Annotated in this window: 23 protein-coding genes and 1 riboswitch; of the genes, 9 read left to right on the plus strand and 14 right to left on the minus strand. The window is 39.3% G+C overall.

Features of this window, described 5'->3' with window-relative positions:
* Positions 1 to 117 precede the first annotated feature (117 nt).
* Positions 118 to 1,095: a glycerophosphodiester phosphodiesterase family protein gene (locus PQ511_RS10900; RefSeq protein ID WP_273851928.1), complete on the minus strand. Its 978-nt coding sequence runs from the start codon at positions 1,093 to 1,095 to the stop codon at positions 118 to 120.
* A gap of 513 nt (positions 1,096 to 1,608) precedes the next feature.
* The gene (locus PQ511_RS10905) at positions 1,609 to 2,214 is read right to left on the minus strand and encodes a TetR/AcrR family transcriptional regulator (RefSeq protein WP_273851929.1); all 606 of its coding nucleotides are present in this window, start codon (positions 2,212 to 2,214) and stop codon (positions 1,609 to 1,611) included.
* A gap of 184 nt (positions 2,215 to 2,398) precedes the next feature.
* Between PQ511_RS10905 and PQ511_RS10910 the strand changes: the two genes are divergently transcribed.
* Together PQ511_RS10910 and PQ511_RS10915 are read left to right on the plus strand one after the other, a co-directional pair.
* Complete coding sequence (locus tag PQ511_RS10910) at positions 2,399 to 3,571, plus strand: YhgE/Pip domain-containing protein (protein WP_273851930.1); 1,173 nt, start codon at positions 2,399 to 2,401, stop codon at positions 3,569 to 3,571.
* 39 nt (positions 3,572 to 3,610) lie between these two features.
* The gene (locus PQ511_RS10915; RefSeq protein WP_273851932.1) at positions 3,611 to 5,149 is read left to right on the plus strand and encodes an FAD-dependent monooxygenase; all 1,539 of its coding nucleotides are present in this window, start codon (positions 3,611 to 3,613) and stop codon (positions 5,147 to 5,149) included.
* 218 nt (positions 5,150 to 5,367) lie between these two features.
* On the opposite strand, the gene PQ511_RS10920 is transcribed toward PQ511_RS10915, so the two are convergent.
* Together PQ511_RS10920 and PQ511_RS23730 are read right to left on the minus strand one after the other, a co-directional pair.
* The gene (locus tag PQ511_RS10920) at positions 5,368 to 5,814 is read right to left on the minus strand and encodes an SgcJ/EcaC family oxidoreductase (protein WP_420541684.1); all 447 of its coding nucleotides are present in this window, start codon (positions 5,812 to 5,814) and stop codon (positions 5,368 to 5,370) included.
* Positions 5,815 to 5,984: 170 nt separating this feature from the next.
* Entirely contained in the window at positions 5,985 to 6,179 is a 195-nt protein-coding gene (locus PQ511_RS23730) for a GNAT family N-acetyltransferase (RefSeq protein ID WP_420541685.1), read from the minus strand.
* Positions 6,180 to 6,582: 403 nt separating this feature from the next.
* Here PQ511_RS23730 and PQ511_RS10930 point away from each other — a divergent pair, with 403 nt between their 5' ends.
* Positions 6,583 to 7,818 carry a winged helix-turn-helix domain-containing protein gene (locus PQ511_RS10930; RefSeq protein WP_273851933.1) on the plus strand — a complete coding sequence of 412 codons (1,236 nt, stop codon included), beginning with the start codon at positions 6,583 to 6,585 and terminating at the stop codon, positions 7,816 to 7,818.
* Between the two features lie 427 nt (positions 7,819 to 8,245).
* Here PQ511_RS10930 and PQ511_RS10935 read toward each other — a convergent pair whose 3' ends face one another.
* The 7 genes from PQ511_RS10935 to PQ511_RS10965 all read right to left on the minus strand — a co-directional run bounded on the left by PQ511_RS10935 (position 8,246) and on the right by PQ511_RS10965 (position 14,481).
* Positions 8,246 to 9,172, minus strand: a complete 927-nt coding sequence (locus tag PQ511_RS10935) for a zinc-binding dehydrogenase (protein ID WP_273851934.1) — start codon at positions 9,170 to 9,172, stop codon at positions 8,246 to 8,248.
* 137 nt (positions 9,173 to 9,309) lie between these two features.
* On the minus strand, positions 9,310 to 9,762 hold the full coding sequence (locus PQ511_RS10940) for a VOC family protein (RefSeq protein WP_273851935.1): 453 nt from the start codon (positions 9,760 to 9,762) through the stop codon (positions 9,310 to 9,312).
* Between the two features lie 575 nt (positions 9,763 to 10,337).
* Positions 10,338 to 10,925 carry a YdcF family protein gene (locus tag PQ511_RS10945; protein ID WP_273851937.1) on the minus strand — a complete coding sequence of 196 codons (588 nt, stop codon included), beginning with the start codon at positions 10,923 to 10,925 and terminating at the stop codon, positions 10,338 to 10,340.
* A 220-nt stretch (positions 10,926 to 11,145) separates the two neighbouring features.
* Entirely contained in the window at positions 11,146 to 12,057 is a 912-nt protein-coding gene (locus tag PQ511_RS10950) for an ABC transporter substrate-binding protein (protein WP_273851938.1), read from the minus strand.
* 19 nt (positions 12,058 to 12,076) lie between these two features.
* Complete coding sequence (locus tag PQ511_RS10955; protein WP_273851939.1) at positions 12,077 to 12,814, minus strand: ABC transporter permease; 738 nt, start codon at positions 12,812 to 12,814, stop codon at positions 12,077 to 12,079.
* A gap of 4 nt (positions 12,815 to 12,818) precedes the next feature.
* On the minus strand, positions 12,819 to 13,811 hold the full coding sequence (locus PQ511_RS10960; protein ID WP_273851940.1) for an ABC transporter ATP-binding protein: 993 nt from the start codon (positions 13,809 to 13,811) through the stop codon (positions 12,819 to 12,821).
* A gap of 16 nt (positions 13,812 to 13,827) precedes the next feature.
* The gene (locus PQ511_RS10965; protein ID WP_273851941.1) at positions 13,828 to 14,481 is read right to left on the minus strand and encodes an ABC transporter permease; all 654 of its coding nucleotides are present in this window, start codon (positions 14,479 to 14,481) and stop codon (positions 13,828 to 13,830) included.
* Between the two features lie 472 nt (positions 14,482 to 14,953).
* On the opposite strand from PQ511_RS10965, the gene PQ511_RS10970 reads away from it, so the two are divergent.
* Both PQ511_RS10970 and PQ511_RS10975 read left to right on the plus strand, forming a co-directional pair.
* On the plus strand, positions 14,954 to 17,986 hold the full coding sequence (locus PQ511_RS10970; protein WP_273851942.1) for an efflux RND transporter permease subunit: 3,033 nt from the start codon (positions 14,954 to 14,956) through the stop codon (positions 17,984 to 17,986).
* 141 nt (positions 17,987 to 18,127) lie between these two features.
* The gene (locus PQ511_RS10975; RefSeq protein ID WP_273851943.1) at positions 18,128 to 18,658 is read left to right on the plus strand and encodes a YceI family protein; all 531 of its coding nucleotides are present in this window, start codon (positions 18,128 to 18,130) and stop codon (positions 18,656 to 18,658) included.
* Between the two features lie 49 nt (positions 18,659 to 18,707).
* Here the strand turns inward: PQ511_RS10975 and PQ511_RS10980 are convergent, their stop codons facing one another.
* On the minus strand, positions 18,708 to 19,112 hold the full coding sequence (locus PQ511_RS10980; RefSeq protein WP_273851944.1) for a VOC family protein: 405 nt from the start codon (positions 19,110 to 19,112) through the stop codon (positions 18,708 to 18,710).
* Between the two features lie 138 nt (positions 19,113 to 19,250).
* Between PQ511_RS10980 and PQ511_RS10985 the strand changes: the two genes are divergently transcribed.
* Complete coding sequence (locus PQ511_RS10985) at positions 19,251 to 19,805, plus strand: CBO0543 family protein (protein ID WP_273851945.1); 555 nt, start codon at positions 19,251 to 19,253, stop codon at positions 19,803 to 19,805.
* A gap of 9 nt (positions 19,806 to 19,814) precedes the next feature.
* On the opposite strand, the gene PQ511_RS10990 is transcribed toward PQ511_RS10985, so the two are convergent.
* Positions 19,815 to 20,363 carry an STM3941 family protein gene (locus PQ511_RS10990; RefSeq protein ID WP_273851946.1) on the minus strand — a complete coding sequence of 183 codons (549 nt, stop codon included), beginning with the start codon at positions 20,361 to 20,363 and terminating at the stop codon, positions 19,815 to 19,817.
* A 139-nt stretch (positions 20,364 to 20,502) separates the two neighbouring features.
* Here PQ511_RS10990 and PQ511_RS10995 point away from each other — a divergent pair, with 139 nt between their 5' ends.
* Positions 20,503 to 21,630, plus strand: a complete 1,128-nt coding sequence (locus tag PQ511_RS10995) for a GerAB/ArcD/ProY family transporter (RefSeq protein ID WP_273851947.1) — start codon at positions 20,503 to 20,505, stop codon at positions 21,628 to 21,630.
* Between the two features lie 14 nt (positions 21,631 to 21,644).
* On the opposite strand, the gene PQ511_RS11000 is transcribed toward PQ511_RS10995, so the two are convergent.
* Complete coding sequence (locus PQ511_RS11000) at positions 21,645 to 21,929, minus strand: LysM peptidoglycan-binding domain-containing protein (RefSeq protein WP_273851948.1); 285 nt, start codon at positions 21,927 to 21,929, stop codon at positions 21,645 to 21,647.
* Between the two features lie 245 nt (positions 21,930 to 22,174).
* Positions 22,175 to 22,257, plus strand: a riboswitch (cyclic di-GMP riboswitch).
* 11 nt (positions 22,258 to 22,268) lie between these two features.
* Here PQ511_RS11000 and PQ511_RS11005 point away from each other — a divergent pair.
* A complete protein-coding gene (locus PQ511_RS11005) occupies positions 22,269 to 22,904 on the plus strand; it encodes an HD-GYP domain-containing protein (protein WP_273851949.1) in 636 nt (211 codons plus the stop codon).
* Between the two features lie 52 nt (positions 22,905 to 22,956).
* The gene (gene sda / locus PQ511_RS11010; RefSeq protein ID WP_273851950.1) at positions 22,957 to 23,124 is read left to right on the plus strand and encodes a sporulation histidine kinase inhibitor Sda; all 168 of its coding nucleotides are present in this window, start codon (positions 22,957 to 22,959) and stop codon (positions 23,122 to 23,124) included.
* Positions 23,125 to 23,179 lie beyond the last annotated feature (55 nt).

Raw genomic sequence — 23,179 nt, forward strand, 5'->3', positions numbered from 1 at the left:
TTCTATTTTCTTTTATAATTCTCACATATACAGTGACTGCGGAATGGATGTTTCGATCATCAGCTCTTACTCCGAGTATGTTGAAGAGGCGAAATCAAGATATCTTGACACCCATCTTTACTCTTTTAGAATGGGCGCTATAATATCTATTCGATTCGTCCAAATGCCCCCTGTATAGTTCTCGGGAAGGCGTTCTAAGTCTTGCTTATGATCAAAACCTTCTGACCATCCACCATCACCCGCAACGAGAATTAATCTTGTATTTACGCCCTCTAATCTTGTTATAAATTTGTCTGGAAATCCCCATAAATATGGAGCGATTTTTTCTGGAATGTGCAATTGTGTGTTTTCGCACGCTGCCGGTACATATCCTGTCCAACCTACGGCTATATAAGGAAGTAGGCAACTTTTCATCGTATCTTTTGACATGACACGAAGTTCAGGTAGTTTTTCTTTCAAAGAAGCAATCGGCTTGTTATCACCATAAACGGTAAGATCTTTTAACCTACTCTCTGGTAAGCTAATGAGATGTTCAGACAATTGCTCCCCTTCCCTCGAGTCATCACTTTTGATATGAATTAAAAAGGATTGCTCAGGAAAACGCGAGAGAACTTCTTCAAGTGAAGGAATCATCCCTATTCCTTTACCACGGAATGGATACGTTTCTCCGTTATCCGCCGTATACCCATAACCAGCATCTAATTGTTTTAGTTCCTGCATTGTGTGTTCTCTTGTTATGCCAGTGCCATCAGTTCTACATTCTAGTGTCCAATCATGAAAAACAGCAAACTTTCCATCTTTTGTGGGTTGAACATCCAACTCGACAACATCTGCACCAGCCTCAAAAGCCGCTTCCATGGAAGGGATGGTGTTTTCTATAAATGGATGCTCAGGCTCGTATATTCTCTCCGCTGTACAGGTTTCCCCTGTAATTCCTTCCATATGAAAGGTTTGTGCCACTCCACGGTGTGCCAGTAATAAAGGCTCTTTATTATTCTCTTTTGTAAAGAATGATGTGTTATTTAAGTACATAAAAGCAACTAAAATAAGTAAAAATATAAAAAACCTTTTGAGATTTCGCTTTAACCTGGCCATAATTCTCCTCCAAATGCTCTATTAATCTACTAGTTCTATGATTTAGAATAGGAATGGTATCTATTGATTCCCCTTCTATTCATTATCTCGCAAAGTGCTTAAAAAAGTAATAGCTGAAGACCGTTAGTACGATCTTCAGCTTTCGCTCCGATAATATGGATTAATAAAAATAACCTCTTAGCGTTTTCCCATTACTGGAATCTCCTCTAAAATAGCGCTAAATTCTTTTATTAAATATTTTAGAAACGATTGGTCTGATTCAAAGACAAATTTGAGAATGGCTCCTAAAGGATAACAGGTTTCCCCCTGTCCACATTACTTTTCCTTTTAGATCTACTTCGCCTTCCAGCATAATAAAATCTTCCATGTTTTTAAGAGATGCTTTTTCCTTTAACGTTTCATCTAAGTTTTTTAGTTCTTCCATAAAAGACAATAGTTTGTCCGAATAGCTGTTAAGATTAGCTCCTTGAATGTGGTCAAAATTGTTTGGTATATTTTGTCCGCCGTTTATAGCTATTGAATACCAGCTTCAAATCCTGGCCCCAAAATCGTGAATCGTGTAATTAGGTGCGCAATTTCTTTAGGTGTTCTATCCATACCCGTCTCTAACCAGTGTTGAATCACACCAAGGTTTGCCGAGGTTACATAAGCAATAAGGTAATCAGACGGCACACCTTCCTGCTTTAAGCGATCTCCTAGATTCAACAAGATTGTTTTCTTTATCAGCTCTTTCAATTTGTTTGGAAAGGATGGATCTCCCTTAGGTCCTAACATTGTTTTGATATAAGTAGAGTGATTTGCGATATATGTTATTAAATTATAAATATGGGGAAGTGGTTCAGATTCAATATATCCTTTCAAGTCTTTTTGATTATGAATCTGTTCGGCATCTATAATTATTTCACTTATTTCTCTTAGCGTCTCACCTTCGCTTTTCTCAAGAAGATCATATTTATCTCGGAAATGTTTGTAGAAGGTCCCACGATTTATGTCAGCTTTTTCAGTAATCTCACTTACCGTTACTCCTTCAAAACCCTTATGACTCATTACCTCTATAAACGCATCCCGAATCATTCTTTTAGTACGAAGAATGCGTCGATCAGTCGGTTTGTTTACCAAAGCGCCACTTCCTTTATGAGTTTTATTTGCGATTACTAGACAAGAGATAGGTCTAGTGTTGGATAACAACCATGCTTATGTATTATTGTATATTGAATAACCCTGTAATCTCATTATAATAAACAGTGTGAACGATAATCAACACATTGTTGCTAACGATTGAGACATAAGGGGGAGAACACAAATGAACAAATTAGGGTCGAATAAATTTTTATTATTTACACCAATTGTCGTTGTTGCTGTTATTTTCATATTTTCACTAACGCTATTTCCATCGGTTAACCCAACACCCAAGGACTTACCGATCGCTATTCTAAACGAAGATACCGGAGTGACCTTACCAGCTCAAGGACAACTTAACATGGGGAATAAGATCTCGGACAGTGTTGTTGATTCCAAAGCTACATCACAAATGGTGGAGTGGATCAAAGTTAGCAACATGAAAGAGCTTCAAGAGGGTTTATCAAACCAAGAATTTTATGCAGCTATGAGAATTCCTTCTGACTTTAGTGCCACTCAAGTGAGCCTTAAATCACCAGAACCAGAACTATCAAAAATTGAGGTTTACATGAATCAAGGTATGAACAAAATGGGGGCAAACATAGCAACAAATTTGTTCAATCGAATTTCAGAGAATATTAACTATACAATCCGAGAAGAGAACTTTACTTTCTACAAATCTCAAGGAGGTAACCTAACGGTTGAGCAGGCAAAGAGTTTAGTCCAACCTGTTTCGTTCAATGTAACGAATGTCAATGAGGTTGGTGAGAACAGTGCAAATGGTAACGCACCCCTATCACTATTTCAGCCTTTTTGGATGTCAAGCATAGCTGGTGCAGCGATGTTATACTTCGCTTTTAAAAACCGAACAAATATAACCCGAAAAGAAAAATTGGTTGCAAGTATAAAGCAACTAATTGCCGGAAGTATTGTAGCAATCATCGCTGGCTTTGGATTCACATGGATCGCAGAGACTATTATAGGATTTACAATTCCTAGCTTTTTAGATACTGCTTGGTTTCTAACCATCACCTACATTAGTTTCTTCTTGCTTATTTCAGCCGTTATTTCCTGGACTGGTATTAAAGGAATCGGACTTTTTGCACTTCTCTTGTTCTTCGGAGCGCCTTTATTATCGATGCCGCCTGAATTTATGTCTTCTTTTTATCACGACTGGGTCTATTCCTGGTTACCGATGAGATTTATGGTCGATGGTTTGCGTAACTTATTATTCTTTGACAAAGAATTTATATTAGTTGGTCCCACCTTAACATTACTTTCGATTAGTTTAGTAAGTATTATTTTACTATTATTGTCATCTTTAATAGGTAATACTACGAAAAAGAAATCATCTTAAGTAAAGAATAAACTTTATTTTTAAAAGGAGAGGGCGTACATGAAAAAACAGGTATTAATAGTTGGAGCGGGACCTACTGGCCTGGCCTTGGCGTTAAGTCTAAAGAAACAGGAGATACCATTTCGGATTATTGAAAAACGTGCCGGGACAGGAGAGGCTTCGAGAGCTTTGGTCGTGCATGCCCGTATTTTAGAGCACTATCAGCAGTTGGGCTTCTCAGAAAAAGTCGTTAATCACGGTATTCCTTTAAAAAAGCTTCATTTGCGTGAGGGAAATGAAGATAAAGCAGAGTTGAATCTATCAGACCTGGGAGAAGATCTAAGCCCATTTCCATATGTACTTAGTCTTCCACAAGATGTTCACGAGAAGCTTCTAGTTGAACAGCTTAAAGATGCTGGAATTACCGTTGAGTGGAACACGGCACTTGAGTCTTTTATTGATAATGGAGAATACATTCAATCCTTTATTAAAAATGACGGGACAATAGAAGAAGCGCAATTTGATTATATTTGTGGTTGTGATGGTGCCCATAGTACAGTTCGAGAAGGAATGGACGTTGGCTTTCCAGGAGGAACATATGAACAGTTGTTTTTCGTTGGAGACATACAGGCGGATAATCATGAGTCAAGTATGGGGGATATGTACATGTACATGGATGAAGAAGGCTTCTTCTCCTATATGCCTGTACGAGAAAAAGGAATGAAGCGGATCATAGGAATCGTTCCAAAAGAATTAAACGACAAAGATACCATTAATTACGAGGATCTCAGCCCATCTATTGAAAAGAAAATTAACCTTCATGCAACGGAGGTTAATTGGTTCTCTACTTACCGCGTTCACCATCGAGTAAGTGAACACTTCAAACAAGGGCGGGCTTTTCTAGCAGGCGATGCAGGGCATATTCATAGTCCTGCAGGTGGTCAGGGTATGAACACAGGAATTGGAGATGCCATTAATTTATCATGGAAGCTTGCCGCTGTTCTTAGAGGAAAAGCGGAGCCTGAAATTTTAAACTCTTATGAAAGTGAACGACTTGAATTTGCCCGTAAACTCATCTCAACAACAGATAAAGCTTTTACAAACATCGTTGGTCGTCATACACGAGGTCGTCTCCTACGTACCCTGTTCTTTCCTTACATCATGCCATTTCTGCTTGGGTTCTCAGTTGCACGAAAAGGTGCGTTTAAAACCGTTTCTCAGACAAACATTCAATACCGGAATAGTGAACTTAGCAGTGGTACGGCCGGTAAAGTGAAAGGCGGAGATCGACTGCCTTGGATAAAGAAAAAAACTGGTATAGATAATTACAAACCACTGCAATCCATTGATTGGCAAATTCACGTCTATGGTGAAGCAAGTGAGGCATTGAGTAGCTTTGCAGATACTGTTCAGCTTGAACTACATCAATTTGATTGGAACTCAAAGATCGGTAAAATAGGATTAGAAGAAAACTCGTATTATCTGATAAGACCGGATGGATATGTAGCTCTAGCTAAAAAAGATCAGGGGATTGAGGATTTAAAAACATATCTGTTGAAATATAAAATTTCCTCTTTTAAAAGCACCCATTCTTCATGATAAACATGCATACCTAGAGAGGCTAGGATATTATTAGCCTGAACTGATTAAAGCAAAACTCGTTCATTAACAGTTTATAAAAAACGGTCAGTGGCAGATGCCTCTGACCGTTTTTTTAAATAAGAATTTTCAGGTAACGCTCCGATTTTATTGAGTAAGAACCCCGTTATTTGTTATCAAGTTGTTCCGCCAAACCGATAAGGGCCCAGGAGTACGCCTTAAAGTTGCTCTCTCAATTCATTTGTCATTTGTTCTACTAATTCAGGTCTTCCATGAAATTGAGCAGGTGTGTTCTGAAACAACGCAATTTTCCATTCATTTTCTCTATACTCTAAAACTAATGTGTGATGGGTATTTAACTCTGGCTTTATATCAGATTCACCAGGCGGAATCATGCCGGCAATGGCTCTTAGTATGGCAGCCTTATCACCAATAAACTTAATCTCGTTAACCTTCGTAACGAAAGGAGCAGTAGGGTGATCCTTGAAAATCGGCGTTAAATGAGTAGCAATTTCTTCTGGTCCTTTTGATAGACTTCCATCAAACCCTATACTCTCACCTGATTCAGTAAATAAACTTGCCATTCCCTGTGCATTCCGTTCGTTCCAAAAGGAAGTCAATTGTTTATATACTCTTTTTATTGTTTCTTCATCCATTCCCACCATTAAACACTCCTTATTAATTATTACTACAATTATTTCACATCATTTATTTTCTAAACTTTTAACAGAAGACTCGTGTCGAGATGTTTCTTAATGAGAGATAAATGGTTCAAGACTGTTTGATACCGAGTTATTACAGATAAGCTCCGAGATTGATGAATAGGAAATAAATTCTACAAGAACTTACGATATACTCGAGTATAATGAAGTGGCTTAAACCCTAAAGAAGTGTACAATTTCTCAGCATTATCGTTCCCCTCTACAAAACAAATGCGAATATCTTTATAACCATCATCCAACATTTTGTTAATACCAAATTGCAGAGCCTTACGTCCATAACCTTTCCCCTGGTAACTTGGTGCAACCATTAAATTATCTACTTCACCGTATACACTAATTCAGGGGAGCCCCACCATTTTTCATACCCCATTTTTCTAGCGAATCCAACTGGATTGCCTGATTCAATTTCAATATAAGTACACAAAAAATAAGGTACAAATAGCAAAATCATAGCGCATAGAATCTTCCCTAAACTGCTTTTAACTCTCAATAATTTTATTCAGTTTTAAGGACTTTCGCGTTCCGATCATATATAGAAACTCTTCATCCTGAGCTGACTGAAAGATCCTTTCCATATCTTCATCTTTAATAGATCTTAAATACGCAGATTGGCCTTTTATCATTTTAAATTTAGCCTCCGGACATTCAAACCTTACTAACCATTTACTTCCAAGCTGTTTACCCTTACTATTTTAGTTAAAGTAGATAGGGGTGGGCATAAAGATGAAAACGAGCTTTTCTATAGATAAAATTACTTTACGTCGGTTTCTTTTACACAAACAGTCTCTATTGGAACCAGATCGATCATTGGAATCGATCTCTCTTGAAAAAACGTTACATATGATTAAAAAACTGGAATGTGTTCAACTTGATCCAGTATCGGTCGTTGAACGGAACCAGCACTTGGTATTAGCGGCAAGAATGCCTGGTTATGATCCTAAGTATTTAGACGATCTTTTATCTGACGGCAAGGTCTTTGAATATTTTGCGAATGCAGCCTGTGTCATCCCGATGGAAGACTTTCCTCTGTTCGAACCGACACGGAAACGGATCCAGGAAAATGTTGCTGACTCGTTAGCGAGCTTAGAAATCGTTGTAAATACTGTGTTAGAGCAATTAAGGGCAGATGGCCCCCTTCCTTCTCGTGCTTTCAAATCAGACAACCGCGTTAACGGCTATTGGGATAACAAGGCCCCGAAAACAAAAGAAACATCCCATGCACTGAACCTGTTGTTGGATGCTGGCATGATCCGGGTCGTCCAGCGGGATCGGACTGAACGCTATTTTGATCTTACAGAGCGTACGGTCACCCGGAAATTGTTGAAACAGACGAAAGTCATGGATGGACCTACTGCAAAAGATCTGCTGATAGAAAAATACATGCGTGCTTACCGGGTATTCGATCCGAGAGATGCTCGATTTGGTTGGCAAAAAATGACCGCGGCTGAACGTCGTGCAGAAATTGAGCGTAGAGTCCAGAATAAAACGGTCATTCCACTTGAAATCGAAGGTGTAAAACGACAATATTATTTATTGGCAGAGGACTTGGAGGAACTCGAAACGTTCGTTGAGAGTACCAAACAGGAACCCCGTTCACTTGAGAGTACGATCACTTTTCTACCACCGCTCGATAATTTACTTTGGAGTCGTGAGCGGATCAAAGACCTGTTCGACTTCGATTATAAGTGGGAAATCTACACTCCTCGTGTGAAAAGAAAATACGGGCCATATGCGATGCCGATTTTATATGGAGATAGACTGATTGGTCGTATGGACCCACAAATTGACCGAAAAAATAAAGTGATGATTGTCCGTTTGCTCCAGCTTGAGCCAGGGGTTAAGCAAACGTCTGAGTTACGTCAATCATTCCGTAACGCGCTCAATTCTTTTGCCATTTTTAACGGAGCAGATGACATACAAGTTGAGAATTCTGACCTGAACCATTGATGCAAATTTTCATTTTGTAGATGAATTTGTGTTTTTTGTTGATTCATCCTTCATTTTGTTGATATCCGTTCTAATTTTCTTTTGAAAATAGCTCTGTTAAGCATAAATACTTCATCTCTCCAGATTCAATAATTTCTTTTTATTTCCTTCTTAATTTATCGAAACAGTTCACCATCAAATTAATAACTTAAAAAAAAGCCCTGTCACAAAACAATAATTCACGTAAAAATTCCATATGTAAATGCATATGATACTCGCACTATGTTTCGCAATGTATTTGTTAATAAATAAGCCGCACTTCAATCTTTGACGGATCGTTGTGCGGCTTTTTTTATCTGGGCTTATTAAACTATAGCTCCCGATTTAATGGAATAAAGCCTTTTGAGATTAAAGTTTAAAACTATAAATCTCAAAACATATGTATGTCTTAATATCTAACCAACACTTTTATAGGGTTGCCCCTTTTTTCACTCAGATTAACAAAGCAATCGATCAATTCATGTGAACTAATTTCGCATTCGAAAATTTCATTTAAGTATTTTGCTCTTTCTATACTGCCAAAGAACCACTGACTATGTTGTTGATAATCCCATCCATCGGCTGAACCAACAATTTTTAGTTCTTTCTCATAGAAGTCCTCATTCAAATAGAAAAGGTCTTTGTTTCCGTCTGACAATACACAAACTTCTCCATTGGGCTTTAACGATTTCAGCAATGTTTGAAAGGCTTTATTGCTTGAAGAACATTCCAAACCGTAATCATAATGATTGTTAGGAACTTGGTCTTCTGAGAGAAAAATATTGCTTGCACCGAACGTATCAGCTAATCTACATCTAGTTTCGTTAGGTTCCAATACGTCAACTTGCTTAATATTCATGTAATCCTTTAAAAAATGAAGCGTTAGCAAACCTATTGTACCTGAGCCTGTCACTAATACTTTATCTGTTGGTTTTGGATGAAGTTTGAAAACACCCTTTGCAGAGTCACAAGAAAGTGTATTTAATAAAGCAAATGTATAATGAACTTCTTCAGGTACCCTCACCACTTTAAGGGCTTTTACAACCCCAAGATCTTTATGTCCATAAAATGCGAGAACGTTATCTCCTACATGGATATCTACTACATTTCTCCCAGTTTCAATGACTCTTCCATAACTCTCATAGCCTGTTTCTCTAGGGTATTGAGGATTCGTATCTGTAACATCAGTTTCATTATACTGAGGAAGTTCAGCTCCTATACTGATAGCCCCTGCGATGGTTTCAATTAATACTTCATCTTCTTTTATAGGATCCAACATCGTACTTTTCCACTCTAGTTTTCTTTTTCCTGTAAGAATCAATGATTGTTGCTTCATATAAACACCCTCTATTAATTGTTTGACAGAATAACGTTTACAATAGATCCCTATCCAGAGAAATGGACTAAATGTTTTAAGTTCTCCTGTAATTAAGTAACCGCACCTATTACACGGAATAAGAACTTCTGATAATATCAAAGATTGAACCAATCTTTTAGTTCCATCATATTAAAATCAATCTTTTCATCTATTTTTATCGGCGTAATAAATTCTAAAGAGTTGCCATCAGGATCATTAAAGTAAATAGCAGAATGTGTTTGGGGATTATTTGGTAATACAATAGGTTGTTGCTCAGGTTTAAAATTAAAAGCGGTTCTAACCTCGATATCTCTTTCCTTTAACCACTCTTTAGCTGCGAGTAAATCATCTAGTTCTACATAGAAAGCGACGTGTCTTAAAGAAGGATGGTAAGATGTATCAACCTTATCCGTCTCCCATAATCCCAGCCAACTCTTTCCTTTTTCTATCCAAAAAAAGGTTACGGATTCTCCACGATGAGCCAATTCTAATCCCAAATTATTATAAAACTCGATGGATTTAGATATATCACTTACCGGTAAATGAGCTTCATAAAGCCCTTTAATCATTTTAATCAAACCCTTTAATCATTATTTATTTACTAAATAAACGCTAGCTCTCACAAGATTGAAACTATACAAGGGAGTCCTCGTCAGAAAATAGCCTGTCTTTAACAAAATTGACCTGCTCTATCATAAGACCAATAAAGGATAATTTCATCACCTGAAACGGATACATCCCTTTTTAATCTACCAACATATACTTAAACGTAACAATCTAGAAGAAAGTATTTAAAATCCATTAAATAATGAAGAGTTATGTCCATTTTAGAAACATTGGTTTCTTCAAGAACCACGCAGCATCTATTTCTTTTTCTCCATCTTCAATTTTCCTCCTATCAAATTACTTAGTCCTTTATAAGGATTCTTCAATTTCACACATTAATAACTTATCCATACCTTTGTTATAAGTCATAAAAACATTATAACCCTGCACGCTATCCCGTCTTTATAAAGTAAACGTTCCGATTGAATAGAACAATGAATCTTCTTGAATTGCCCCGTTAGTTGAATAACCACCAATTCTGCCTATATCTTTTTTTACTGAAACAGAAACATTTGCACACTTCTTAATGGAGTAAGTTTCATTGTCTTCCCTTATAAAAACGCAAATAAATGATGAACATCTGTATGTATATGTAAACGTAAATGATTCCTAATCCTATGACGAATTCTTTCGGCACTTTCGACTTTTCCAATGTATGATCAATTCCTAACCGAAACGCATATGAACTAGCTTTTCGCAAATGCCAAGGTGAGGTGACTATTACCGCTTTTTTCAGACCTCTCTCGTGCATGATTTCTCGTGATTTCACCAAATTTTCATAAGTGCCCCTCGCTTTTGTTTCTTGTATGATTTGGCTACCATCTACGCCTAATTCCACTAAGGCACTTGCCATGATTTCTGCCTCAACATGGTTATTTGCGACAGATGCCCCCGAACAAATAATGACTTCAGCAATTCCAGTGTGATAGAGATCTGTTGCTTTATTGATTCGTTCTCGTAAAATTGGAGTCATGCGCCCATCCTTTTTTGCGGGATAACCAAGTACAATCATTGCATCTCTTTTTTGCCCATGATTATAACCCGCTTTGTTAAAATGCTTTCGAATAACTATAACCCACGCCATAAAGCATATAAAAATCAAACCCAAAATATACAAGCCTATCATTTTACATTTCTCCTCTGACATTCTTTCTACCAATCGACAGATAATTTACTTTGTATTAGGTGCACATCGGATTTAATAACAATCATTTTTCCAACTAAACTTCCCAATTATGGAAGAAACACTCCTCTCTCTACAATACCATAATCAGTAAATCAAACCTCATCCCGTTAAGATATAAAAAATGCCCTGTGTCAATGCACAGGACATTTCGAACTTCATTTTATTCTTCCACCAATCCATTCTCCACAAGCCAATCATGGGCAACTACCGAAACGCTATTTCCTTCAATGTCTACTTTGTAATTCAATTCGCGCATGATGTCACTGTTTAGCTTTTCTCCTAAACGCGCTGTGATTTCTTCGACTTCTGGATATTTTTCGTAGACGTCCTCGTTAATGCTTACAGCTGCACGGTAGGGCGGGAAGAATGATTGATCGTCTTTCAGCGTCACAAGATCATATTCTACGATCGTTGCATCGGTTTCAAATGCGACCGATACATCCACCTGTTCGTTATCCAGAGAGCGCTGGGTAAGACCAAGATCCATAAGTTTAATTTGATTGGAACCGAATTCAAAGCCGTACGTTTCCTCAACGCCCGGTAAGCCGTCAGGACGGTTGGCAAACTCCGCATCTGAAGCCATCGTTAGCTCGCCAGGGTGTTCATTGACATACTTAGCGAGATCACTGATCGATTCGATGCCTAGCTCATTCGCCTGCTCTTTTCTCATCGCAAGCGCATACGTATTGTTGACATTTGACATGTTCATCCAGTGGATATCATTGTTTTTGGCGTCCAGTTCTTTTACCTTTTGAAAGGCTGCTTCTGGATCTGCAATCGGTTCTTCTCCCATGTATGTAATGAGGGCCGTACCCGTGTATTCCCACATCATATCAACCTGACTATTTTCAAGTGCTTTTCGAACAACCGTACTTCCGAGGTTGTTCATTTGCTTTACATTAAAGCCTTCTTCTTTCAGAAGAAAAGCAGTCATTTCTGAAAGTAAATATTGCTCCGTAAAATTTTTCCCTCCTACGGAAATCTGTTTCCCCCCGATTCCTACACTTGAACACGAAGCCAGCATGGAAAGGACGAGAATGATTCCGATGAGACGTAACAGCTTATTTTTCATACAAATCCCTCCCTACATCCTACGTTTCTTGTGGTGGCTTGGAACCTTTTGGAACGATTTTACGCTCAAGCAATCGAAGTAAGTAATCAACAAAAATGGCTAATAAGGTAACTGGAATGGCACCTGAAATTAAGTACCCGTTATCAAACAGCTGAATCCCTGTAAAGATCCATACGCCTAGTCCTCCGCCTCCTACTACATAAGCAAGCGCTGCTGTACCGATGTTTAAGACAACCGCTGTTCGAATACCCGCGAGAATGGAGTAAGATGCGTTCGGCAATTCAATTCGAAAAAGGATTTGAATTGGCTTCATGCCCATCCCTCTTGCGGCGTCGATTAAGTTCTCATCAATGGAATCAATTCCCGCCACCGTATTCCGATACATCGGAAGGAGTGAGTATATAAACAGCGCGAAGACAGCCGTTTTAAAGCCGATTCCTAAAATACTAATCATAAGGGCGAGGACAGCCAAACTTGGAATCGTTTGGCCAAGGTTTACCGTATTGGAAACGATCCACTCTGCTCGTCGAAAGCTTCTACGCGTCACGAGTATACCGACTGGTAGTGCGACAACGACAGCTAAAAGTGAAGACACGAGAACAAGCTGCAGGTGCTGTTTCAATAAGTGAAGAAACGTACCTGACTCGCTAAAAATATAGTCAAAATAGCTATTGCTAATTGCCCAAATAAAGAACACAGCAACGAGCGCATAGACGAGAATACTGACAATCCGACTCATTATTTTTTTCTTATTCATTTCCTCACCCTTTCTGTACCAGGGTAGGCTTTGCCTTGATTTCAAAGTGAAGGTACTTTTGAACAAGATCAATTGTAATTGCACCAAGTCGATGATCATCATCATCCACAACAATCACCTGATCCGCTTCTTGATTGAGGAGCATCGATAATGTATTTCGTAAATCGTGACGAATATGAATGGTGATCGTATCTTCAATCGTCTCATCTACGTTCACAAGCCCAATCACCTCTTGAAGGTCTTTAATCGTATGAAGACTTAAGCTCTTAATCGCGCGGTCTTTGCCAAAGAATTCTCTTACGAATTCGTTTTTAGGACGGACGAGCATCTCTGATGGCGTATCGTATTGCATCACTTCTCCACCACGTAACAACACAATTTTGTCAGCCATTTTAATCGCTTCATCAATATCGTGGCTAACAAATAGAATGGTTTTCTTCACTTCACGTTGGATTTGTAGAAATTCATCCTGAATCTTTTCACGAATAATAGGATCAAGCGCGCCAAACGGCTCATCCATCAGCATAACAGGTGGGTCAGCAGCTAGTGCACGAATAACCCCGATTCGCTGTTGCTGTCCTCCGGAAAGCTCATGAGGATACCGTTTCCCAAATTTCTCTCCGCTTAGACCGATCATTTCCATCAACTTATTAAAACGCTCGCGTTTTTCTTTCTTTTTCCATCCTAATAAATCAGGTACGATCATGACGTTCTCTTCAATCGTCATGTTTGGAAAAAGGCCGTTACTTTGAATGACATAGCCGATCTTTCTACGCAATGCAATCTGATCGAGGGACATCGAATCTTCCCCATCAATGGTAATGCTCCCATCAGAAATCGTTTCCAGACGGTTCACCATGCGAAGCAATGTTGTTTTCCCGCACCCAGATGGCCCTAACAATACGACAATGTTTCCTTTATCAACGGTGAAATCTACACCGTTTACAGCGGTTACGCCGCCCTCATAGGTTTTCGTTGTTTGATCAAATGTAATCATTTCTTCACCTCACTCCTTAGTTCGCAATGCTTTTTGGTGTATAGCGTTTTTGAATAAATAGCAAAATGCCATCGGCAATCATCGCCAGAATCGCCACCGCAATGGAGCCACTAATGATTAAGTAGTTATCTCCCCTTGAAATGCCCTGCGTGATCAAAACCCCAAGACCACCTGCGCCAATATAAGCTGCAATGACACCAATCCCGATATTCAAAACAACGGCTGTTCGAATGCCTGCCATAATAATTGGAAAAGCATTTGGAATTTCAACACGTAGCAGGCGCTGACTTGTTTTCATGCCAAGTCCTTTCGCCGCATCTCTCATTTCCGGACTAACATTTTTAATTGCGGTATATGTATTGCGTATAATCGGGAGCTGTGAATACAGAACCAGTGCGACAAATGCTGGCACAAACCCGATTCCCTGATTGACAATTGAAAAGACCGGAATCATGATACCGAATAAAGCGATACTCGGAATCGTTAGCATAACAGAAGCAATCTGCAATACTGTCTCTGCTAAATAATCATTTGTCGTTAAATAAATGCCAAGCGGAACGCCAATCATTAAGGCTACTAGAATGGCTAGGCCAACTAAAATCGTGTGCTCAATGGCTAAATCAAAGATTCGAGGTGCGTTCACCTCAAGAAACTTCATCCATTTGTCCAATAGGATTGCCTCCTTCTTATTTTTTCTCTTACATGCTGCAAGCTCATCCATATTAATTTCGTATTTTAGAAGTGGACTATATGTGTTTACCCTATTACTAAAGTACTAATCCCGTTTATTCTGAAAATGAGTAATTTTCTGTGTCAAAACATCTCCCATGTGTCGTGATATTGGCTAAAATCTGATTTTAATGGCCAAGATCGAAATTTATTGTCCAAACTGTGATTATATTGTCCAAAATTCCACTTTATTAGCCAACATCCAAAAGAAGCCGCGAAGCATATGTTTAGATCCCTTCGCGTACAATGTTCTTTGTAGTACAGTAGCCCCGACCGGCATCTACGTCTCGAGACCTAGTTAAACTTTAGACCGGGGACTGCTGTGGTTTCCAAGTAAATACAGTAAATTGAGTATGTACGAGGACGGCGTTTCAAAGCGGACTCACTATTTTAAGGAAACCGGGGGAAACTGTATGACTTCAATAACAAATTGGGCATTTAGAAACAAGGCTGCAATGACATTGTTTATTATCATTACACTGTTAGTCGGGGTGGTTAGCTACTTTCTCTTGCCAATGGAATTTTTGCCTGAAGCGGATAACCCGCAGGTAACGGTTGTCACACTTGGTCAGGGATATGACGCTGGGTCGATGACGTCTTCCGTCACAGAGCCTGTGGAACAAGCAGTGGCATCGATCAATGGGAAAACATCGGTGCTTTCAACTACTGGGGAAGGATTTTCGCAGATCGTTATTAACTTTGATGCCAAAACGAATATGAAAGAAGCGAAAAACAATGTGCAAGACGCTCTTTCCTCTCTTTCCTTTCCTGAAGGTGTTGGGAAGCCACAGGTATCGCAACTGAACACAACGATGATTCCAGTTGGGCAAGTGTCCATCACGTTTGAAGATGGGTTATCAAAAGCAAATATTGATCAAGTGAATGAAACATTTAAACCTCTGTTTGAAAATGAAGAGAGCTTATCAGCTGCAAGCATTGTTGGCGATAGCGGCTCTCGCATTCAAATTAATCTTGATGAAGAGAAGCTGACCAAACTTCAAATTCCAGTGAATGCGGTAATGGGTGTTCTTCAGGGACAAAACGTTTCCGCTACTGCCGGAAGTAGTAACATCGATGGTCAGAAAAGCACAATTACGGTCACGGATAATCTTACATCGATTGACGCACTGAAAAATTTACCCATTCCTCTCCAAATTCCAGATGCGCCAGAAGTTCAACTTAAGGATATTGCATCTGTCGAGGAGGTTAAATCCGAAAAAATGATCGCGCGTGTTGACGGAAAAGAAGCCGTCGCAGTTGTCCTTTTTAAAGAAAGTGACGCCAGTGCGGTTACGGCTGGAAATGAAGTGGAAGAAACAGTCAAAAAAATCAATAAAGATTATCCTTCCGTAGAAGCGACGACGCTTTTTACAACAGGTGATATGGTGAAAAATTCAGTTACAAGCATGGCTCGTGAAGTTGGGCTTGGCGCCCTGTTTGCTACGCTCGTCATTCTGTTATTTCTTCGGAAATTTAAACCGACACTCATTACGGCAATTTCAATTCCGCTCTCACTGGCTATTACGCTCCTTCTTCTCTGGCTATCAGGCGTAACTTTGAATATCTTAACGCTTGGCGGAGTGGCAGTAGCGGTGGGACGTCTCGTCGATGATAGTATCGTTGTCGTAGAGAACATTTTCAGGCGCAGTCAAAATGAAAAACTTTCAAAACAAATGGTGCTAGAAGCAACAAAGGAAGTATCCCGTGCTATTACCTCTTCGACCCTTATTACCGTTGCGGTATTTTTACCAATGGGACTTGTAAACGGATCGCTTAAAGCTTTTCTGCTTCCATTTGGACTTACTGTAACGTATTCTTTGCTTGCTTCATTACTAGTTGCTTTAACGGTCGTTCCGCTCTTAAGCAGAGTGATGTTAAAGAACACAACCTTGCCAGCACACAAAACACCTGATCGCTACCTAGGCGTCTTGCGCTGGTCGCTCAATCATAAATTTGTCCCTATTTTGCTAGCGGTACTCGTCTTCGGTGGCTCGATTGCCCTTTACATGACGATGCCAAAAGCAGCTACCGGTGCAAATGATGCTTCCATGGTATCTGTCAGCATGGTCTTTCCAAGCGCCACTCCTGAGGAAACAAAGCAGGATCGTATGGTGGATTTTGAAAAAACGCTAGCTGACTTTGAAGGTTATGATCATATGATTACGCAATATGGATCAAGCGAAGCAGATGCCCAGTACGGCCAGGTAAGCGATCCAGATACCGTTAACTACACGTTCATCATGAAAGAAGATGCGGATGCGGAGACATTTATCGATCAAGTTAATGAGGCGAAAAAGGATGAAAAGAACGTAACAATTGAAGCGAGTCCTTCATCCATGTTTGGCGGGTCTTCCAACTCTTCCATTACGTATGATGTGGTTGGAAACAATGCGAATGAAATTCTAACCGCTTCTGATCAATTGATGGAAGAAATGAAAGAAGTGGACGGTGTCCAGAAAGTTTCAAGCAACCAGGATAAAACCTCTCCCGTCTACACGATTCAAGTAAACACGGAAAAAGCCAATGCCCAGCAGACAGCCATGCAAATTCGAAGCCTGGTTAGTCCTCAGCCAATCGGGTCCATTGAGCTGAAAGAACAACAAACGCCAGTCTTTATTCATGCTGGAATTGATCCGGACTCGCTTTCGGAACTGAACGATCTTACACTCGCAACCGCAAATGGGGTTGTCCCACTTTCCCAAGTTGCATCCATTACGAAAGAAGAAAAGCCGAGCACGGTTCTTCATAAAGATGGGGATTTGTATGCGAGAATTACAGCAGAAGTTACACCTGAAAAACTTTCAGTTATTGCACAAGATATTGATGAAAAAGTACAGGATCTTGATTTACCAAGTAGCATCACGCTTGATACAGGCGGTGCTTCACAGCAGCAGGCTGATGACTTTAAAGATCTTGGCATCACCATGTTAGCTTCCATATTAATCGTCTACTTAATTATGGTGCTCACTTTTAAAACGCTTCGCGCACCACTTGCGATCCTCATGACACTTCCACTAGCCTCCATTGGAGCTGTGCTAGGTTTGCTCATTTCCGGTGTTCCGGCAGATGCTACCGCACTAATTGGCGCATTAATGCTCATCGGAATAGTTGTTACAAACGCCATCGTGTTAATTGATCGCGTGAAACAAAATGAAGAAACGATGATCATTCGTGACGCCATTATGGAAGCTTGTAGCACGCGTCTTCGTCCGGTCATTATGACAGCGATCGCCACCATTTGTGCGATGCTTCCACTCTTATTCGGTCATGCTGAAGATGGCAGTCTTGTCTCAAAATCTCTTGCAGTTGTTGTTATTGGTGGACTTTCAGGAGCTACGGTCCTGACACTTGTGATCGTGCCTGTGTTTTACGAATTGCTTTATTTTAGAAAATCAAAAAAGCAGCGTAAGCATGACATCGTTGTCGATGAAAAGGTCGCCAATTAGCAACTCTCCCACCGTATCCGGTCCAGGATACGGTGGTTTCTTCGACAAATATCTCGAAATAAAACATCTTGACTTCAAGATAAAAATGAGATATCTTTAATTCATACTAAAAAGCACACATTCTTGAGGAGGAATTTTATTATGACAACTTTAACACTTGATCAGGTTCACAGCAGTTTAGATTTTCAAATTAAGCATATGATGGTTTCAAAAGCAAAAGGGGAATTTACGAACTTTAACGTTGATTTCACTGGCGATCTAAATGATCTTACAGCTGCAAGCATTAAAGTCACTATACCAGTAAAATCGATCAACACAGGTAATGAAGACCGTGACGCTCACCTTCGCTCTGGTGATTTCTTTGAAGCAGATCACTATCCAAACATGGTGTTTGTTAGTAAGTCTATTACGAAGAAATCTGATGATGAATATGTCGTTACAGGCGACTTTACAATAAAAGGGGTTACGAAAGAAGAAACCTTTACTGTTGAATATAACGGTAAATCGAAAAGCCCATTAGATGGAAGCACTGTTGCCGGCTTTGATGTTTCTGGGAAAATCAACCGTGAAGCATATGGCATGACTTACAATGCAGCGATAGAAACTGGCGGTTTCTTGCTTGGCAAAGATGTTAAGTTTGAAGGTAACTTCGAATTTGTTGTGGCTGAATAAAAATCAACCTCATCCCACTTATAAAGGGATGAGGTTTTTCATTGTCTAGTTAGCCTTCTTCGCCCATATGCATCACTTCCCATAGATGTCCATCAACATCCTGAAAGCTCCAGCTGTACATAAAGCCGTGATCCATAACGTCATTTGAGGGCTTACCACCGGCAATGATCGCACGACGGACAATCTCATCCACTTCATCACGACTTTCTGCTGAAATCGCCATAATGACCTCTGTAGAAGAATTTGCATTCACAAGCTCTTTGTCAGTAAAGGTTTGAAAGAACTCTTCAACGAGTAGCATCACAAACGTATTCTCATTGAGGATCATGCATGTAGCATTCTTATCAGTAAATTGCGGATTGAATTCAAAACCTATTTCATTGAAAAATGTGATGGATCTCTCAAGATCCTTCACTGGTAAGTTAACAAACACCTGCTTCGCTGTTCGAACCATCTTATCACCTCTAATAAGGAATATAGCATGTTAATTCTCTACTGACTCCACACTTTCCTTTTCGTATGTAAAAGTTTCTTTAAACTGTAATAGCCAGACCTCCATCGTTAAATACTACCTGTAAAGGAGGTCTTCATCATGGATCGCGAGAAGCAATTTGAGCACATCGTATCGTTAAAAAAGGAACTGGAGAGTACGACAATTCAGTACTGGCGCCAGTTCTCTGACTATAGCACGTGGCAATTCTGGGTCATCTTAGCGATGCTCATTATCCCTTTGATCGTACTGTTTCTGTTTATTGACCGTAAGAAAATCTTTCTTCTCGGTTTTTTTGGTTTTTCCGTTCACGTTCTCGCTGCCTATTTAGATGCTTTAGGAGTACGAAAATCCTGGTGGGATTATCCTTATATCGCCATCCCACAACTGCCATCAAGCGTTAGTATCGACGCTTCTTTCATTCCAGTTTGTTTTGTTTTTCTCTATCAGTGGTGCCTAAATAAGGAGAAAAATTATTGGCTATATGGAACGCTTTCAGCCATTGCATTTACATTTATCTTTAAACCACTGTTAATTGGCTTACACTTATTTGAGCTATATACGAACTGGTTCGTCTTGTTAGCTGCCTATTTATTCGTCATTTATGCTGCAAAATTATTGACCGATCTCTTTATTAAGCTGTCAGAAAGGGCATAGAATTTGTTTTCATGCTCTTTCGTCATTGTAGTGCTTATCTTCTTCAACGATTTCGAGAATCCCCACTCTTTTTTCTAGCTCTTCAAGAAGAAGCTCCTTTTCCTTTAAATGAGAAAAAACAATATTATAGCGAGGATATCCCATCTTTACACTCATTCGGGAAAGTTTTGCTACCTTTTTAGGCATGAGGCTTGCGTAACGCTCTTCATCCTTTAAAACTAATCCAATAAACGTATTACTTTCAATCTGATAAGGAAGACAGCCTTCAATATCTTCCCATGGAAAGGTAATCTTTTCTGATGGTACAACGTAAAGTTGTAAAGATTCGGGTGTCATCACAACATGAGGTTCACCGGTCATTAGTTTCTTTGCATGCATCGTAAGAAAGAATAGAAAAAAAACGCCACAAATGAGCAAAATTAAGGCAATGAAGAAGCTTCCTTCTTCAAATAGAACATAGGAAAAGTACACTCCCGCTCCTCCAAATAACAAACTTCCAATCGTTAATAGTAGTAATCTCCCTTTTGATTCATAAAACGATATTGTTGCATCTTTCACTACTTCTCCTCCTCTAAAAGGTAAATTTACCTTTTTATACCCCTGTTCCATGCAACTAAATCCATTATTTTCTAAATAATAGAAACGGAAATAGCCAATGAATCGCATGTTTTGATCGATGCTGGGGATAGTAGTAGTAATGGCGGGACGGATCGGAGATGGAGTAGAGATGAAAACGAGCCAGCAAATTAATTCTGTTCAATTTCTCTTTATCATTTTCCAGACACAAGTGGGTGTAGGCATCCTTTCCTTACCAAGCACACTTCACTCTGCTGCAGGAAAAGACGGATGGATCTCAATTATTCTGGCAGGAATCGGCTTTCAATTCGTTATTTTCACACTTTATTTTCTGAGCAAAAGGTTCTCAACCTTATCGCTATATGAGTACGCTCCAAAAATTGTTGGTAAATGGATCGGAACATTGATTTCAATTGGATACATCATGTTTGCGGGATTAACCGCGATCCTTGTGCTACAGCTTTTTCAAATCTCCATCAAAACCTGGATTCTGCCAAGAACGCCTTCAATTATCGTCCTTTCCCTCCTTTCCGTCTCAGGAGCATACCTCGTCTCAGGAAGAGTAAAAGTGCTCGGACGTTTTAATCAATTCATCACTATTTTAGTCGTCCCTCTCATTGTCATGATCTTAATCACACTAAGGTATTCAGATATACGGTATATTTTACCCATTGCTGAAGATGGATTTATTCCGATTTTTAAGGCCGCACCTGAAGGCTTTTTTTCAATGATTGGATTTGAAATGGCTTTATTTGTCTATCCTTATTTGCAAAACAAAGGAAAGGCAGCTCTCGTAAGCTTAACCCTCTCAAATGTTGCTGTAACTTGCTTTTACACCATCATTACGCTTACTACGTACGCTTATTTTAGCCCCGGTCAGTTTGAAGCAATACAAGATCCTACCGTTTATATGTTAAAAGGAATTTCTTTTCTCATCATCGACCGGATTGATCTCTTATTTCTATCGATCTGGACAGTCTCCGTTTTAACCTCATTTGGATCATATTTGTATATCTCTTCAGAAGGGGTTAAAACCCTTACGAAACGAAAGAGCGCGTCGTTGCCCATTATCATAACCACTTTACTTATACTTGGTGTTTCACTTATTCCTCATAACATGTTCACTATTAAACCCCTATCAAACATTCATGCAACCGCAAGTTATTTTTTTGTATTCGGTATTCCGCTGATTTTATTGATCATTAGTTTAATAAGAAAAAAAGAGCTTACGAATGAGACTGATTCGTAAGCTCTTTTACTTTCTTAATTACAGTTGTAGGCTTTTAACCTTTGACCAACGTATATTTGGTTAGGATTTGAAATATTGTTCAGTGAAGCAAGATAGCTGGTTGATAACCCATATTTATAGGCGATTTGTGATAAGGTATCCCCGTATTTCACCGTATAATAAACCGGTCCATAACAACCAGCTGGCGCATTGACGACAGGACCTTTCGCTTCAACTGTTGGTGTACCTACTTGTACCGCGCCAGCTAACAACCCGACTGAAACAAATGAAATCGTTGCAAATTTTGCGAGCTTCTTCATTTTTTCTCCTCCTTGATATGTATATTTCCTCATCTGTTTTTCATCAAATGAGTATAGTAAAATCATAGCTCATATATGGATAATTTTGTATTGGGAAATTCATTCAATTCTTTACTAAAAAACCTATTGATTTATATCAGGGTTTCCCAATAGGGTTAATCTAATCGAACATAAATCTGTTAACAAATCCGTCTTTTTATGGTATTGATTAGATAAGGAATTTTCCTTTACTTTCATTAAAATAAATCAAAAGAGAATGCGATGAACTATCATTTTAGCTGGGCACTTGAATGGTAGGGAGCAAGTAGTGCAACCGGCTCCTTAAAGAGGAGAATGAACATGAAAAAGTGTACATTTCACGGGCACGCACAGCTATTTTCTTCCCAATCGTTACGTTTGATGGAACTTCTTCGCTATCACGATTTGCACACCTTTCATCACTCAGTACAAACCACCAGCTATTTTATTGATTTTTGCTTGCATCATCATTTTCAATCATTATTAAAGCCACGTATACTGCAATCCGTTCTTCTACATGACATTGGAAATTTGCTTATCGCAAAAGAACTCCTTTCCAAAAATGGACCACTAACCCTTTCTGAGAAAAATGAGCTCGAACAACATCCTGAACTTGGGCTGGAGCTTCTAAGTGACTATCCTGAAATAGAGATTGAGCCTTCCCTTATTTTGCATCATCACGAAAATCGAGATGGGACTGGCTACCCCGACCGAATGGAAAGTGATCAGCTACCGTTCGTGGTGAAAGTACTCCGTATAATCGATAGCTATACGGCTATGACAATGGATCGCCCCTATCGTCCAAAGCGTTCGGTTCAATCAGCTGTCGATGAAATCGTCCAAAATCATTATGTCGATGCCTCCTGTACTTCCTTATTTGTTACCTATATGGAAAAGCGATTAAAAGGAAAAAGGGTACTGCTTCATTACCTTGATTATGTTCCCAATCAAAAATGAGTAGCACATCTTTAATCGTTTCAATCACAACAAACCAAGGAGGTCATCGCACATGATGTTTCTCACAAATCGGGAATTAATGATTGCCTATTGTGATGCGCATAAGTTGCAATTAGATCATGCATTTATCGAAATGTTAACATCTGAAATCATACGCAGAGGACTCATTCCTCCTGAACCACATACAAACTGTTATGAAAATGCAAAATTGATACGTTAGTTGTAAATCAAAGAGCTTACTCGCTTAACAGTAAGCTCTCTAGAGCCGTTTAGCA

The organism is Guptibacillus spartinae (genome assembly GCF_028610625.1).
Classification (GTDB): Bacteria; Bacillota; Bacilli; order Bacillales; family Guptibacillaceae; genus Guptibacillus; species Guptibacillus spartinae.